We start from the raw sequence: 16,846 nt of genomic DNA, 5'->3' as shown, positions 1-16,846 counted from the left end.
TCCCTGGCTATTTTATTTCTGAGCAATTCTGGGAGGGAATGCCAGTGAAAAGTCTTCGAGTTCAAAGCTCAGATTTGGATTGTATGCCGGATCGTTAGCAATAATTTTTGCCCACTTTTCCTGCACGTATCTAACTTCGCTTTTGAACCGCTCAATCTTTTCGGGCGTATCCTCCAGCCCGCGAGTCGCCGATTCGTGGTGATACAAGTCTGCATTTGGCGTCCAGATATTCTGGTATCCAGCGGCCATGACTTTCAGGCAAAAATCAACGTCATTGAAAGCAATCTTCAACTCGACTTCATTGAGCCCGCCGACTTCTTCGAAAATGGACTTGCGAACGATCAGGCATGCGGCGGTGACCGCAGACATCCCCTGTATCAGCGACGCACGTCCGAAATAGCCATGGTGCCCACGCGGCAGCATCTTGTGGGCGTGACCGGCCAATGTCAGCGGGCCCATGATGACGCCGCCGTGCTGCAAGCGGTTATCTGGGTACCACAGCCGGGCGCCGACAGCGCCTGCGCCAGGTTGCAACGCCAGCGACACCATTTCGCTCAACCAGTCAGGGCTGATCACTTCAATATCGTTATTGATCAGTCCGACCAGTTCACCGCGGGCTTCACGGACCGCACGATTGTTCAGGGCCGAATAGTTGAATGGCCCATCGTCACGGAGCACCCTGATATTCTGCTGCAGTTTGAGTGACTCGAAATACTGGAGGCTTTCTGGATCATCAGAGCCGTTATCCACCAGAATGATTTCGTAGTGCTGATAGCTGGTCTTGCTCGTTATGCTTTCAATGCACTGACGCACTAACCCAACAGCATTGCGAGTCGGGATGATCAGGGAAACCAGCGGCTGATCTGCCGGGAGGTCGTAGTGGACCCGGTACATACCGAAATCCAGAAGCTCGGCGTGGCCCTTGATACCTGTACGTTGCAGATGCTGGTCCAGTGCATTCTGACCGGCAATCTGTGCATATGGCTTTTCACCCAGCGACATAGCCGTGCTGCCAGGGTGAACGCGCCAGTGGTAGAGAACATGCGGAATATGAACGATCTGATCGGGCCTGACTTGTTCGACGCAGCGCAACGCCAGGTCGTAGTCTTGTGAGCCTTCCATGCCTTCTCGGAAGCCGCCAACCCGCTGTACCAGGTCCCGGCGGTATACGCCAAGGTGGCTGATCATGTTGTGTGAGCGGAAGAGATAGAGGTTCCAGTCAGTCTTGAAATAAGGGGCCGAGCGATTACCCTCGACGTCGATTTTGTCTTCGTCCGAGTAAATGACGGCAGCGTCGGGGTTTTCATGAACGGCTCGCGCGATCCAATAAAGGGCGTGGGCCGGCAGCAGGTCGTCATTGTCCATGAGTGCCACGTATCGGCCGCTTGCAAGCTCCAGTGCCGAGTTGCTGGCTTTGGAAATGTGGCCATTCTTTTCGCGTAGCACCACCTTGAACCGCTGATCCTGTTTGGTCAGCCCTTTCAAATAGGCAATGACTTCAGGGTCAGTGGACGCATCATCGGCAATGCAAAGCTCCCAGTTCTTGTAAAGCTGGGCAGTGACACTGTCGATAGCCTCGCGCAGTAGATCCATTGGCGGGTTGTAAACCGGCATGATGATCGAAATCAGAGGCTGGTCTTTCCACTGCCTGATTTCTTCGCTGATTCGCCAGCGATCATTATCGTCCAGGGTGTCATAAAGCTTCACCCAGCTCGCGTAGTCATGGCTATGGATGACCTCGCCACTTTCCGGGCTTACTAAGCTGGAACTGCCCGGGTTCGCGACCCAGCGAGCTCGAGCGATCAGCCCGGCTGTGCCATGCTGGCGCCATACGCTGATGGTCTTGCGAACAGTGCTTTTCAAGCCGCCACCACGTCGGATCACCGATGGCAGTAATTTGAGCCCTCTGTTGAGCCTGCGTGTCAGTGTGATGAGCTTTCGGGCCGGGGCGGTCGCCTTCCAGCTGGTCGACTTCTGCATGCCGATGATGTGCAGATTGAGGTGGTGGATATGGGTGTCTTTATCGACCTGCAGAACATGTAGACGCTCTTCGAGGTTACGAATGTGTTCGTCCTTCTGGGCAAGAGACTCTTGCCATCTGGCGATGGATGCCTGCAGCGCTGGAACGCCGAGCAGCTCCGGATCTTTCGCTTCGCCGGCGTTCAGCCCCATCATCTGCTGCTCGTGCAGCACCTGGGCCAGGGCCTCTTGTTGCTGGACCTTCTTCTGCAGCTGAGTCGACAGCTCATGAATTTTCCTGTCCTTCGCAAGCAGGGACTCGCTGAGTTCTGCAAGAACAGTGCTCTGGCTGACAGAGGCTTTGACATGCGCCAGGGCATGAGCGATTTCTTTGTTCGAGTCGACGATCAGATCAAGTTTACTTTGCAGGTCCGTGACAGGACTTACATGTCCAGATTGATTCAGCATGTTGACCTCCCGAGCCAACTGCGCGTCCGTGAATATAGTAAGGCTGATTTCCAGCTCGAGCTGCTCGCCGATTTGCAACGTTTCCATGTCCACGGGAAGCGTCAGGCTGGGATCGTCAGTCAGAGCGAGGTAGAGCGAATCATCCGCGCGAGGGATCTTCCACGCGAACATTGCCGCTAGCGGCAGGCTGAGTTCGCCTGGCCATTCCCAGGCACATCGGGCGCCAGAATATACCTTTATGCTTTCAATCGAGAAGCCCTGCCGCTGATCCACGGGATCGAAGCGGAAAACAGTAGAGGCTGCGAGCGGGCTGGGGAGAGCGAACTGGAGCCGTTGCGGGCCATCACTGACCTCGTGGCGCAGTGCTGACTGTTCAGAGAAGTTGCCATGCGCGTCACTGATATACAGCGTCGCGAATTTCGACGTTGATTGTGTGCTGCCCAGCTTGTGAATCAGGGCTTCGGGTGCCCAGTCCAAGAAACGGTCGGCTTTCTTTCCTGTGACTTTCTCCTGAAATGCCGCCTCGAGCGCAATGTAGCGCTCGCAATCTTCACGACTGATGTCCAGCCCTGCGCTCGCCAGCAGGCCCATGGTGAACTCTTGGCGGCTGAAGGAGGCTGCGCTGGGATAGAACGGGTTCGCTGCGGCCATGAGCAGCAGTAACGCGCGCATCATCAGGTGACCAAGTTCGACACCCCCGATCATCTCCCACTCAACGTCGATGAGCTGCGGCGTGCCGTCAGGTCTCAGCACGATGTTCTGCGGCACGGCATCGATGTAGTGGCCGGGAAGCACCGCGCCCACTGAGCGCAGATCGACATCTGCCCCATCTTGCTTGAGCAATGTCGCCAGGCAGGCGAGGTAGGTCTTTATAAAGGGCGCAAAGCTGTCAATGCTCCAGTCGTGGTGAGCGGCGCTATCCAGAAAATCAAGGCTTAGCACCTTGCCGGCGGCGTATGCATCAATGCGGGGCAGTACGTACTTGAATGCGCTGCTGTCTTCATTCTCGGAAGGGGTAGCGGAGGAGGCCAGTTGTTTGTATTCGACCTGAATGCCGTCGTCAGTCATGACGAACAATGACTCTTTGCAATAGCGGGTCCTTCTGCCGATGCTGTAGTGATAGGCGAGGATATCGTTTTTCTGGCTATCGTTTTTTTTGCAGGCTGCTTTGATCAGGAAGGAGTTGGCAAGATCCATGCCCAGACGATTGTTGAACACCACCTGCCAGGCTTTTTCCAGGTTGAAGGTGGTCGACTCTGGCAGTTGAGGGTCTTTCTTGACGTTCTGCCAGGCAAGCGCCGCAGCATCGAACGCATCACACTGGAAGCCGGCTTCAGTGATGATCGAGTTGGGGAGTTTGTAGTCCGGGCTTGGAGCCATAAAATCGGATGCTTCAAAGCCGGCGGAGGCGAGCAATCTTTCCAGCTCTACCTTACCGAAGGTCTTGGGCTGGCCGTGTTGGTAGCGGCCTTCGATGCCGTACATGGCAATGCCCACGTGATCTTCCGGGGCGCCCGCAAAATACTTGAGACCAAGCTGGTTTTCGATGGCAATGAACAGATGACCGTCTGGCTTTAGCAACTGACGAATGCGTTTGAGCATGGCGAGCGCGGGGTTTTCGGCGTTGCTGAACATGCTGGCGTATTCGAGCACGCCGATCAGGGTCACGGCGTCGAACTGCACGTCCACCTTGAAATCGTCGAAGCGCTCCGCCAGCACGGTCACGTTGTCCAGGTCGCGCGTTCGGCTGGCGGCAATGGCTGCCCGGCGCGGGCTGCCTTCCAGGCAGAGCAGTTCGGCGCCGCACTCGCCCAGGTAACGGCTGATAGCACCGCAGCCTGCGCCAATTTCGAGAACACGCCCTTTGAGTAGATGTTCGAACGGGCGCAGGATATTGCCGCGCACCGCGCTCAGATGGTAGAGCTTCGCCCAGTCCGTGCAGTATTGAGGGAGCTCATCGGATAGGACAGAGACGTCGCTGGCCTCGCGAATAATCTTCGCCAACTCGGTTTCGCTGCTATCGCCGTCGCTGTAGGCGATGCCCCCAAAGTCGGAACGGACCCACACTTCAGTATCGCGGTCTTTGGTATAGCCATGTTGTTCTAGTGTGTTCATCGGGGCTTACCGGTTTATTTCCATAGTCAGAGCGAGGTCAATCAGGCCCAAGAGATTGGGTGTTGGCTCAACGATAAAATGAATGGAGTCGTAGCGACGATCGTGAGGGACGATTTCTTCGCCTTCGCGGGATGCCAGGCCGATGGATATAAAATAATCGCCTGTCGCTAGCCTGTTTTTGAATTGCAGGCGCGCGGTAGCCCTGGCGCCAGCTTCGCCCAGGGCTCGGGCATCTTCGCAATCAAGAAGGTATGAATTGGTGCCGTAGACCGTGACGCCTTCCTTGGTCTTGATGGTAAAGCCAATGATCGGATTGATGACGGGGCGGTTGAATGTGAACGCGAGCGTCAGGGTGATATCGTCGCCTGGCTCCACGCTGTTGGGATAAGCATTGCCTGCGGCGCTCAGGTGGAAGTCAGTGAGGGTCGCAGCGCCATCTCCCCAGCGATATTCATGCTGGTTGTAGTTGGGCCGAGTACTGTAAGCATCCTGGTCGAACAAGAGTGAAATGGCTTCGCGCGGTACGTCTGCTGACTCGGTGGAAGCGCTTTGAGCGTTTTGCTCCAACCCAGGCTTGATTTCCTCTTTGTCGCGACCGAAGAGGATGTCGGTGTAACGGTTAATGACCGGGCGCGATTTGCCAATCATTTCGACGCGACTCTTTTCCAGCAGAATCGCCCGAGAGCAATGCGTGACCACTTGTTCACTGGAGTGGGTGACGAGCAGGATACTGGTACCGTTATCTTTGAGCTGGCGTAGGCGCTCAAAGCATTTGGCCTGGAACCTCGCGTCGCCAACCGACAATGCCTCGTCAACCACGAGGATTTCCGGGTCGACCTGTGCTTGTACGGCAAATGCCAGTCGTACGGCCATTCCGCTGGAATAGGTTTTAACGGGGTGATCAAGGAATTCGCCGATATCTGCAAAACCGGCAATAGCATCAAAGCGCTGGTCGATTTCCTCGCGGCTCAGGCCGAGGACCGCACCGTTGAGGTAGACGTTTTCGCGCCCGGTGAATTCAGGGTTGAACCCAGAGCCCAGCTCCAGCAGTGCGGCGATACGACCGTGGGTCTCAACCTCCCCCAGCGTCGGCGTCAAGGTGCCGCAAATTATCTGCAGCAATGTCGACTTCCCTGACCCGTTGCGGCCCACGACGCCTACTGTTTCCCCTTTGTTGACATCGAAGCTGATGTCGCGTAGGGCCCAGTATTCCTTGCCGTATGTAGTGACCGGGTCGCCGGCCCAACGTTGGAGTCGCGGGACGATTGCCTGTTTCAGCCGGTCATGTGGCTTGTCGTAGCTGTAAAAGCATTTGGAGACGTTCTTGACGCTGATGACAGGTTGATCAGATGACATCGGCGAATCCTTTGCGCGTCTTTTGGAAGAACCAGAATCCGGCGGCAGCGATAATTGCACCCACCGCGAGGGCAGTTGCCAGGTTGACCCAGTCTGGCAGGTTGCCGAAGAGTAGGACGCTACGGCTTTCCTCGATGATGTAGGTCAAAGGGTTGAGCTTTAGCCAGGGCTGGTAGGCTTCGGGCAGTGCAGCCACTGGATAGAGCACCGGAGAGAGGAACAGCAGGACCGTTGTCAGTACGGTGATGACATGCCCCACGTCTCGCAGGTAAACGCCCAGTGAGGCCAATAGCCAACTGATGCCCAGGGTCGCGAGAATCAAGGGAACGAGGATCAGCGGAAACAGCAAGGCGCTCCAGTAGAGCGTGCCGACGATCAGGAACTGGGCGATCAGTAGCACCAGCAAGCTGATGCAGCTATGAAAGAGGGCCGATCCCAAGGTAATGACCGGCAGAATCTCCAGTGGGAATACCACTTTTTTCACGTAGTTACTGTTGTTCATGATGAGGGACGGGGCACGGTTGGCGCATTCCGCAAACAGCCCGTGAATGATCATTCCGACGAAAAGCAGTATCGCGAATCCACCTTTGCCAGTGTCTACTCCGACCCAGCGCGTCTTGAAGATCTCCGAAAACACGAATGTGTAAACGGCCAGCATCAGGATCGGGTTGAAAAACGACCAGGCCAAGCCCATTACCGATCCTCGATATCGGCCGATGACCTCGCGCTTGGTCATCTGCGAGATCAGCGACCGGTTTTTCCAGAGGCTGATCGTCAGGCTGGCGGGACCGGCAGTATGACGCAGGTGAGCATTCACTATTCAAACACCTCTGCATCCTGCAGCAGGGCAGCGATGTCATCTTTGGCGGACAAGGTCGGTGCGTCGGTATAAGGCCATTCGATCGCCACGGTTGGGTCATTCCAGGCCAGGCTGCGCTCGAACTTAGGTGCCCAGTAATCGGTGGTCTTGTAGAGGAACTCAGCGGTTTCCGAAAGCACGACGAAACCATGGGCGAAGCCTTCGGGGATCCACAATTGATGCTGGTTGGTTGAGCTCAAATGAGCGCCAACCCACTGGCCAAAGGTTGGTGAGCTCTTGCGCAGATCCACGGCAACATCGAACACCTCGCCATGCGTTACCCGGACCAGTTTGCCTTGCGCATGCTTTATCTGGTAGTGCAAGCCGCGAAGCACGCCCTTCACCGATTTGGAATGGTTGTCCTGAACGAACGTGACCGACCTACCTACAACCTCTTCAAACACCTTCTGATTGAAGCTTTCGTAGAAAAATCCCCGCTGATCGCCGAAAACCTTCGGCTCGAAAAGAACAACATCCGGAATCGCAAGGTGAGTGGCTTTCATTGCTGCGGTATCTCCAGGTACGACCAGGACCGGTTGAGCGGTGCTGCTGGTAAAAAATCAGAAAGGGATCGGTCTGCGGCTCAACCCTTGAATCGGAGGCATGGCAATCGTCGGGATTATCGCCCAGGTACGACGGCGTAGCCCTTGCAAAGGCGACGGGTGCTATTCATGGGGAGAGCCAGATGTCGCGGCATCATTTCTCGTCGCCTTGGAATGTGCGCGATGGCTAGCAAACAGGGGCGGCAAGATCACGTTGCAAAGAGGTGACGTTGAAGGGGTGCGGGTGCGCTGGCTGTTTGATCATGATGCGAAAAAATGTCTTCTGTCTGCCGTCGGTAAAATCATGATTGCCGCGGTCAGACCGCAGCGTGGGGCTGTTGATCCATAAGGCAGTTACAACTCGCGTGCGGCGGGCTGTAAGCGCAGATCAGACTAGCATGTGGCCTCAAGCGTGACAACGCACGTCCGTCTGGGGCTTCACGTGTCATGCCGTGCCATTATATTTAAAGCTTGTTGAGAATCGCCGCTGCTAATAAGCTCAGGTTGCCGGCAAGTGTCTGACGGTATACCCCGGTCTCGCCCAGCAGTCGGAGGCGTTTGAATAGTGGACTTTTTCTAGCGGTAGCAAACTGCTCCATGATTCGCAGGTTGTCCTGGCTGAGGCTGGATTTGTATTTGGCCAAAATGCGCAGGTTCATTTCATTCCACTCACTGAAGCGCCCGCGGAGCGTGCAGGCAAGTCGAACCAGGCGTCGCCGAAATCCTGTATTAGATCCGATCAGGTTACCGCCATGCTGGCGATAGAGAAGAGTGGGTTGTGGATCATATATGACGACACCGTCATGGCTGCTGACGAGAAGGTAGGTCAGCCAATCATGTGCGACTATTTGAGCGTTAGGTTCGATCGCAGCCAGCAACGCTTGTGTGCGTCGATTGACCAGCATCGTATTGGCCCCGGCGAGGCTTTGGACCAACGCATTGCGGAAGCTTGGCGGTCTGGTAAAGAGCGGCGAATGCCCTGCGCATTTGCCGGCGGCGTCAATAAGCTTGGTGCGTGAGCAGTACATCGTGGCGACGTCGCTGCGGCTTTGTTGCAGTGCGGCCAGGCTTCTGGCCAGCTTGTCGTCAAGCCAGATGTCATCCTGGTCGCTGAAAGCGAAGTAATCGCCGTCCACCAGTGGATTCTGAATCAGTGAAATGAAGTTCCTGGCAAAGCCCTGTCGAGGGCCCTCGAAAATAAACAGTCGAGTACCAAGCGTGCGCTGATAATGATGAAGAATATCCAGGGTGTCATCGCTCGAGCCATCATCGGAGACGTACAGAATCCAGTTTTTATGGGTTTGCTCTATAAGCGAGTCAAGTTGTTCGCGCAGGTACTTTGAGCCGTTGTAGGTGCAAAGAAGAATTGCAATCAAATTGTTTTCGTTCATGTTCCTGGCTTTATAAAATTTTTAGGCATCTGCTGTATCGGCGGCAGGTCGACTCTCGGGTTGTGACTGGCGTACGCCTGATGAAGGTTTGTCCGATTTCATCAGGCAGGATGAACATAGTAATCCAGGGTTGTAGCCGTTGTCATTGGGGCGGTTGGTGAGTCAGTCGTGGCGCAGGTCGACTGGCCAGCTTTTAACTCAAATTAATATTCATTACACTAGTTTCTTGGGTCTCTGGGCTATTTTCGGAATATTCCTACAGGGCCGATTTCTATGAGATTTTCCTGAGATGTTCGTGAATTTTTGGGGCGGGTTTCGATCGAACGGGCTTGGCTCACCCCGGCATTCGTTCACCACCTGTTCGTCCGGTCGGTCCACATTCAGGCAACCGCTACAAAGCTCCGCGTATGCTGTCCAATCTGTCCTCCAGGGTTTTCCCACCTCCACAACCCGCGTATCATCCGCACACACAAATCTGAACATTCCCACGCTAGCCCCAGACCAAAAGTCTTGCGCCCCCCGCGTGTATGCTGCTTCAGGTACCCAGACAATCATCAGTGACATACAACGACCGGCCAGCTTCATGGCCAGGCCAGGCATGCCGGCTGTCCGACGGATGGGACGGTGCCCGATGAGATTTGAAGGAATAGGTTTTGATCAAGCGTAGAAAGGTTGCAATCGTCGGTTGTGCGTACCGTTTTCCTGGCTCTTCCAATGCGGGCTTCTGGCAAAACCTGATGGAGGGCCGCGACCTGGTGACCCAGGTTGACCCGTCGCGCTGGAACAAACGCGAGTTCCTGCACCCGGACAAGGCCAGCCCTGCAACCAGCTACACCTTCGCCTCAGGCACCTTGGGTGATATCAGCGCTTTCGACGCTGGCTTCTTCAGCATCTCGCCGCGTGAAGCCGCGATGATGGACCCGCAGCAGCGCATGTTGCTGGAAATGTGCTGGGAAACCTTCGAAAACGCCGGGGTCAAGCCGTCCAGCCTGCGTGGCAGCAACTGTGGCGTGTACCTGGGCATCGCCGGTGTCGAGCAGTCCTACCGCCTGCTCGAGGACCTGTCGGCCATCGATGGCGCCACGGCGACCGGCAACACCATGAGTATCGCGGCCAACCGCCTGTCGTTCTTCTACGACCTGCGAGGCCCGAGCATGGCCATCGACACCGCCTGCTCGTCGTCGCTGGTGGCCTTCCACCAGGCGTGCCAGGCCATCCTCAGCGGTGATGTCGACCAAGCCGTGACGGGCGGTATCAGCCTGCACATGCACCCGTTCGGTTTCATGATCTTCGCCAAGGCGACCATGCTGTCGCGCACCGGGCGCTGCCAGTCGTTCGACGAAAACGGTGACGGTTACGCCCGCTCCGAAGGCGGCGGGTTGTTCCTGCTCAAGGACTATGACCAGGCAGTGGCCGACGGAAACACCATTTTGGCGGTGGTGGCGGCCAGTGCGGTGAACACCGACGGGCGCAAGTCCAGCCTGACCCTGCCCAATGCCGAGGCCCAGGCGGCGTTGCTCAAGCGCGCCTACACCCAGGCCGGCATCGCCCCCGAGCAGTTGGACTACCTGGAGGCCCACGGCACCGGTACCGCTGTGGGGGACCCAATCGAAACCCGCGCCATCGGCGAGGCGCTGGGCCAGGCGCGCGGCGCCGGCAACCCGCTGCCAATCGGCTCGGTGAAAAGCAACCTCGGGCACCTTGAAGCCGCCTCTGGCGTGGCAGGCCTGATGAAGGCACTGAACTGCCTGGCTGAGCGTACCGTGCCCGCTACCATTGGCGTGCAGGCGCTCAACCCGAACATCGCGTTCGCCGACCTCAACCTGCAGGTGGTCACCAAGCCCCTGCCGCTGAAAGCCGATGGCCAGTTGACCGTGGGGGTGAACTCGTTCGGCTTTGGCGGCGCCAACGCCCATGTCATCCTGCAAAGCCCTGAGCCACAGGCGCCGGCAGCGCAAGCGACCAGCGCCCGGCGCGTGCCGTTACTGCTCAGTGCCAAGAGCGAAGAAGGCCTGCGCGCAACCGCAGAGCGCTTTGCCGCCTACCTGGCCGGGCAGCCGCAGGCCGACTATTACGATGTGGCCTACCAGGCGATGTTCCGCCGGGATGCGCACAGCCATCGCCTGCTGCTGGTTTGCGACACTGCAGCCGAAGCTGCCCAGGCGCTGGACGACTATGCCCAGGACCCGACCCTCAGCGAACTGAGCGCAGTGCTGGAGGCCGGCCAGGCCCTGGACGGCGCCTCGGCACCGGTATTTGTCTATTCCGGCAACGGCTCGCAATGGCAGGGCATGGGCCGGGCGATGCTCGACCAGCCGCTGTTCGCCGCCGCCGTGGATGAAGTGGACGCGTTGTTCCAGCCCTTGGCGGGCTACTCGCTGCGCGCCGAGCTGCTGGGTGATAACGGCGAAGGCCGCTATGCACGTACCGAAATCGCCCAGCCTGCGCTGTTTGCCCTGCAAGTGGCGGTTACCAAAGTGCTGGCTGCCGAAGGCATCCACCCGGTGGCGGTGATTGGCCACAGTGTGGGTGAAGTGGCCGCGGCCTGGGCCAGCGGCGCGTTGAGCCTGGAGGACGCCACCCAGGTCATCTACCACCGCAGCCGCCTGCAGGGCCTGACCCGTGGTACCGGTAAGATGACGGCGGTCGGCCTCTCGGGTGAAGCCACGGCGCAGCTGATTGCCGAACTGAAACTGGACGGCCGCCTGGTGGTGGCGGGCGAGAACAGCGCCCGCGGCGCCACTGTGGCCGGTGAGGTCGACGCCCTGGCACTGCTGGAGGCGGCCCTGGAAGAGCGCCAGGTATTCGCCCGTCGCCTGGACCTGGACTACGCCTTCCACTCGCCGGCCATGGACCCGATCAAGCAAGCGGTTATCGACGACCTCGCGCATATCCGCCCGCAGGCTACGAAGATTCCGTTCTACTCCACTGTTGTTGGTGGCCAGTTGAACGGCGAACGCCTGGACAGCCAGTACTGGTGGCAGAACATTCGCTTCCCGGTGCTGTTCCAGGGCGCGCTGGCTGCCTTGGTGCGCAATGGCCTTAACCTGTTCGTCGAAGTGGGCCCGCATGCGATTCTGCGCAGCTACGTCAGCGATGTGCTGGTCGAGTGCGAACAACCGGGGCAGGTGATTGGCACCCTCAAGCGCAACGACCACAGTCCGCTGCTGCTGGAACGTACCGTAGCCCGCCTGCAGATTGCCGCCGTGGAGCCAAAGTGGCAGGCACGCTTCCCGGTGACGGGGCGCCCGCTGCGCCTGCCTAACTACGCCTGGCAGCGCGATCACTTCAGCTTGCCGGTCACTGCCGAGGCCTATGGCCCGCTGAGCCACGAGCGCGTGCACCCGTTGCTGGGTTACCCGGTAACAGACCAGGCGCTGACCTGGGAAAACCGCCTGGATACCCAGCAGTACCCGACCCTGGCCGACCACAAGGTGGGTGAGTCGGTACTGTTCCCGGGTGCAGGCTTTACCGAGCTGGCCCTGGCGGTGGCGCAACTGCACCAGCCGGGCGAGTTCGTCGATATCGAAGAGCTGGAAATCCACAACCCTCTGCTGCTGAGCAGCGAGGTCAGCAAGAAAGTGCGCGTGCAGGTGGAAGAGGCCGATGGCACATTGCGCATCAGCTCGCGCACGTTGATGCAACGCGAAGACTGGGTACAGCACGTGGTCGCACGCTTGCCGGGCGAAGCGCGCGGTGTGCTACTGGACACCCGGGCACCGGCGTTGCCAGCCCGCCCGGCAGACTTCACCGGCGAGCAGCACCTGGCAATGACCTGCGCGGTTGGCCTGAACTACGGCCCCGCTTACCAGACGGTGGCCGCAGCCTGGGTGGAAGGCGAGCGCGTGCTGGCTCAGTTGGTCGTGCCTGCTGCCATCGAACACGAACTGGCAAGCCTGCACCTGCACCCGGCGCTGCTGGATGGTGCCTTCCAGCTGATTACCGAGCTGCTGGCCAGCCGCCAGGGGCATGACGATGGCCTGGCGTTCATCCCCGTCAAGCTTGGGCGCATTGCCTTTACCAATGCTGGTGGTGTGCCGGTGCTGGCCGAGGTGCGCCAGCGCAAGCGCACCGCGCATTCGCTGCTGGTCGACTTCACCCTGTTCGATGCCAGCGGCGCTGCCGTGCTGGCAATCAAGGATGCGCGCATGCGTGCCGTGCGCCTGCAGTACGACCGCAGTGGCGACATCAAGCGTATGGGCCATGTGGGGCAGGCCGCGCCAGGCGCGGTTGTGCCTGTGCAGCGTAACGCCGTGGCCTGCTCGCCGCTGGCTGAGGCCTTGCAGTGCCTGGCCGACGAGCCGGCACAGGTGCGTTACCTGAATGAAGTGGAGCCACTGCTGGATGTGCTGTGCAGCAGCTTTGTCCTCGATGCGGTGGAACAGGCCGGCGGCCGCATCAGTGCCGAGCAGGTCGCGCAGTGGTCGCAGGGCCAGGGCGACTTCCTGGCGATGCTGTTGCGCCATGCCGAGCACGACGGCAGCCTGCAGCGTAGCGCGGACGGCAGCTGGCAATTGGTCGACCAGGGCGAGCGCCCGACCTCGCAGGTTATCTGGCAAGAGCTGTTCAGAAGCTACCCCGAGTACTTCCAGATTATCCATTCCGTGGGCCGTATCGGCCGTCATCTGTCGGCGTTGCTGGATGGCAGCCAGGCCTTCGACACTCTGCAACCGCGCGAAACCAGCGGTGCCAGCCTGGCGCGCCTGGTGCTGGGTGCGGCAGGGCAGCAGCACCTGCTCAGCGGCATTGGCCAGACCCTGGCCGCGCGCCTGGCGCAACTGCCGCCCGGCCAGCGCCTGCGGGTGCTGGAATTCGGCTTCGGTGGCGCTTCGTTTGCCGAGCTGTTGTACGCCGGTCTGGATTTCGATCGCCTCGATTATGCCTACTGCGTCGCCGAGCCTGAGCTTGAGCAGCGCCTGCGTGACGATTGCCCGGCGTTGGAGGTACTTGGCCTGGAGCAACTGGCCGAAGCCGGTACGTTCGACTGGGTGCTGGTGCCTACCGACTTCGGCCCCCTTGGTACGGTGGGTGACGCCCTGCGCCTGGCCAGTGGTCGGCTCAACCCGCACGGCCAGTTGGCGCTGCTTGGGCAGTACCCGGCGCGCTGGGCCGATTTCGTCTTCGGTGCCCAGCCAGATTGGTGGCTGGCCGGCCCGCAGCAGGCGTTGTCGCGCCAGCAAGGCCCGGCGTTCTGGAGCCATGAGCTGCAGCGACATGGCCTGACCGCGCTGCGCACGCTGGAGGCGTTGCCGGGTAACGCCTGTGGTAGCTACCTGTTGCTGGCGGACAAGCCCGCCGGTGCTGACACTGCTGCACCCGTGGCCGTGCAGCGCTGGGCCGTACTCGCCGAAGCCGGGCAGGGCGCAGCCCTGCGCCTGGCACAGCAACTGCGCGCCCAGGGCCAGCAGGTTGACCTGTTGCAGCCGGGTGACGCCCAGGCGCTGGCGGCCCAGCTTGGCGCCTTTGCCCAGCCCCCTGAGCATGTGCTGCACCTGGCTGGTTTCGACAGCGGCACAGGCCTCGATGGCCAGGCCGAGCGCTGCATGCAAGCGGCCGCGCTGGTGCAGGCCTGTGAGTCGCTGACGATCGCCCCGCAGTGCTGGCTGTTCAGCCGTGGCGCTGCCGAGCACCTGTACAGCGTCGACACCGCCGCTGAGGTTGCGGCCATCGGCGACGCCGCCTTGTGGGGCTTTGGCCGTACCCTGGCCAACGAATCCCCGCACTGTCGTATTCGCCTGCTCGATCTGGCCCACGCGGCAGCGGTCGAGCTGGCGGTACCTGCGTTGCTGCACGCCGACAGCGAAACCGAGCTGGCCCTGGACGCCGAAGGCCGTCGCTACGTGCCGCGCCTGCGCGTGCTGGCCGACCAGCCGCGCCGCGCAGTGGGCGATGCACAGTGGGTGTGCCTGGGCTTCGACCTGCCGGGCCAGCTGCGCAACCTGCGCTGGGAGGTGCGTGAGCCGCGTCAACCGGCGGCGGATGAGCTGGACATTCAGGTGCGTGCGACGGGCCTTAACTTCCGTGACGTGATGTTCGCCCTCGGCCTGCTGTCGGATGAAGCCATCGAAAACGGCTTCTCCGGCCCTACCTTGGGCTTCGAATTTGCCGGTGTGGTGCAGGGCAAAGGCGCCGAGGCAGTGGGCGACTTCGCCCCGGGTGACCGTGTGGTGGGCTTTGGCCCCTGCAGCTTCGCCAACCGCCTGGTCACCAACGCCAACGCCGTTGCACGCATCCCCGAAGGGATGTCGTTCGAAGCGGCGGCCACCATTCCGAGTACCTTCTTCACCGTGTACTACGCGCTGCATCACTTGGCGCGCCTGGAGCCGGGCGAGAAGGTGCTGATCCACGGCGCTGCCGGTGGCGTGGGCATCGCGGCCATCCAGATCGCCAAATGGCTGGGCGCAGAAATTCACGCCACCGCAGGCAGCGACGAGAAGCGCGACTTCCTGCGCCTGCTGGGCGTCAGCCACATCTACGACTCCCGTTCGCTGGCGTATGCCGACCAGGTGCTGGCAGCCACCGGTGGGCGTGGCGTGGACGTGGTGCTCAATTCGCTGGCCGGTGAGGCCATCAACCGCAACCTGCAGGTGCTGAAGCCGTTTGGTCGCTTCCTGGAGTTGGGCAAGCGCGACTTCTACCAGAACACCCGTATTGGCTTGCGCCCGTTCCGCAACAACATCAGCTATTTCGGTATCGACGCTGACCAGCTGATGAGCGAGCGCCCCGCGCTCACCCGCCGCCTGTTCGCCGAGATGATGGAACTGTTCGAGCAGGGCATCCTGCACCCGTTGCCGTTCCGCGAGTTCGACGCCAACCAGGTGGTCGAGGCCTACCGTTACATGCAGCAGGCGCGGCAGATTGGCAAGGTCGTGGTGACGTACGCCAACCCGATCCAGCAAACCGTCGACACCCGCGTGCAGCCGGTGCGGGCACTGCAGCTTGCCGCCGATGCCAGCTACCTGGTCACCGGCGGCCTGGGTGGCTTTGGCTTGCGTACTGCGCAGTGGCTGATCGACAAAGGTGCCCGTCACCTGGTGTTGCTGGGCCGTCGTGGCCCGGCCAGTGAAGAGGCCCAGCCGCAGCTGGCGTTGTGGCACGCCCAAGGTATCGATGTGCAGGCCGTGGCGTGCGACATCACCGACCGTGAGCAACTGCGCGGGGTGTTTGATCGCATTGCCGCCAGCCCATGGCCACTGCGTGGCCTGGTGCACGCCGCGACGGTGATTGACGACAGCCTGATCCGCAACCTTGACGGCGACCAGTTGCGTCGCGTGCTGGAGCCCAAGGCCAAGGGTGCGCAGTACCTGCACGAGCTGACCCAAGGCCTGGCGCTGGACTTCTTCGTGATGTTCTCCTCGGCCACCACCTTGTTCGGCAACCCTGGCCAGGCCAACTACGTGGCGGCCAACCACTGGCTCGAAGCCCTTGCGCGGCACCGTCGTGCTCAGGGCCAGGCAGCCACTGCCGTGCTGTGGGGCGCCATCGACGATGTCGGTTTCCTGGCGCGCAACAGCCAGATCAAGGACGCCCTGCAGAGCCGCATGGGGGGCTCGGCGCTGCGGGCTGAGGCAGCCTTGGCACAGCTCGAGGCCATGCTGTTGCAGGGTGATAACGGCCATGGCGTGCTGGAGCTGGACTTCAAGGCCCTGGCGCGCTTCCTGCCGAGCGCCACTACACCGCGCTTCAGCGAACTGGCCCGTGCCTATGGCGGCGACCATGAGGATGAAGGGGGCGGTGAAGACATCCAGCGCATGCTGGAGGAGCTTGACGATGGCGAACTGCTCGAACGCTTCGTAGACATGCTCAAGCACGAGGTGTGCGAGATTTTGCGCCTGCCGCCCGCACGTCTGGATGCCCAGCGCCCGCTGCAGGAAATGGGGCTCGATTCGTTGATGAGCGTTGAGTTGGTGGTGGCGCTGGAAGAGCGTTTCGGTATTCGCTTGCCGGTGATGGAACTGAGCGACAGCTCCAGCATCGACAAGCTTGCCGTACGCTTGCTGGAGCTGCTGCGCGGTGAAGCGAGCAGCGGGGAAGAGCAACTGGCGCAGAATGTGCTTGCCCGCCATGGCAGCGAGCACAGTGCCGAAGAGTTGGCGCAGTTGAACGCAGCCTTGGCCGACAGCAACGCGGCACCCAACCGATTGATTGATTAAGAG

The 16,846-nt window shown here is 60.2% G+C and carries 6 protein-coding genes; 1 reads left to right on the top strand and 5 read right to left on the bottom strand.

Going from position 1 to position 16,846, the window contains the following annotated elements:
* Window positions 1-12 precede the first annotated feature (12 nt).
* The 5 genes from AC3WLP_RS09075 to AC3WLP_RS09055 all read right to left on the bottom strand — a co-directional run bounded on the left by AC3WLP_RS09075 (window position 13) and on the right by AC3WLP_RS09055 (window position 8,690).
* Window positions 13-4,542, bottom strand: coding sequence for a glycosyltransferase (locus AC3WLP_RS09075; protein WP_012053370.1), 4,530 nt, complete (start codon window positions 4,540-4,542; stop codon window positions 13-15).
* A 6-nt stretch (window positions 4,543-4,548) separates the two neighbouring features.
* Entirely contained in the window at window positions 4,549-5,898 is a 1,350-nt protein-coding gene (locus AC3WLP_RS09070; protein ID WP_012053369.1) for an ABC transporter ATP-binding protein, read from the bottom strand.
* Entirely contained in the window at window positions 5,888-6,715 is an 828-nt protein-coding gene (locus tag AC3WLP_RS09065; RefSeq protein ID WP_012053368.1) for an ABC transporter permease, read from the bottom strand. Before AC3WLP_RS09065 ends, AC3WLP_RS09070 begins: the two co-directional genes overlap by 11 nt.
* Window positions 6,715-7,260: a dTDP-4-dehydrorhamnose 3,5-epimerase gene (rfbC, locus tag AC3WLP_RS09060; RefSeq protein WP_012053367.1), complete on the bottom strand. Its 546-nt coding sequence runs from the start codon at window positions 7,258-7,260 to the stop codon at window positions 6,715-6,717. Before rfbC ends, AC3WLP_RS09065 begins: the two co-directional genes overlap by 1 nt.
* 503 nt (window positions 7,261-7,763) lie before the next feature.
* Window positions 7,764-8,690 carry a glycosyltransferase family 2 protein gene (locus tag AC3WLP_RS09055; RefSeq protein WP_012053366.1) on the bottom strand — a complete coding sequence of 309 codons (927 nt, stop codon included), beginning with the start codon at window positions 8,688-8,690 and terminating at the stop codon, window positions 7,764-7,766.
* A 653-nt stretch (window positions 8,691-9,343) separates the two neighbouring features.
* Here AC3WLP_RS09055 and AC3WLP_RS09050 point away from each other — a divergent pair.
* On the top strand, window positions 9,344-16,843 hold the full coding sequence (locus AC3WLP_RS09050) for a type I polyketide synthase (protein WP_088513609.1): 7,500 nt from the start codon (window positions 9,344-9,346) through the stop codon (window positions 16,841-16,843).
* Window positions 16,844-16,846: the final 3 nt, after the last annotated feature.

The sequence above is a fragment of the Pseudomonas sp. FW305-E2 genome (assembly GCF_058782925.1).
Note: the sequence above shows the minus strand (reverse complement) of the source record. Positions and strands in the feature narration are given on the sequence as shown.

Bases quoted from the DNA above. Each gene is read 5' to 3' on its own strand.
- AC3WLP_RS09075 (WP_012053370.1), bottom strand. From the start codon at position 4,542: ATGAACACACTAGAACAACATGGCTATACCAAAGACCGCGATACTGAA.
- AC3WLP_RS09070 (WP_012053369.1), bottom strand. From the start codon at position 5,898: ATGTCATCTGATCAACCTGTCATCAGCGTCAAGAACGTCTCCAAATGC.
- rfbC (WP_012053367.1), bottom strand. From the start codon at position 7,260: ATGAAAGCCACTCACCTTGCGATTCCGGATGTTGTTCTTTTCGAGCCG.
- AC3WLP_RS09055 (WP_012053366.1), bottom strand. From the start codon at position 8,690: ATGAACGAAAACAATTTGATTGCAATTCTTCTTTGCACCTACAACGGC.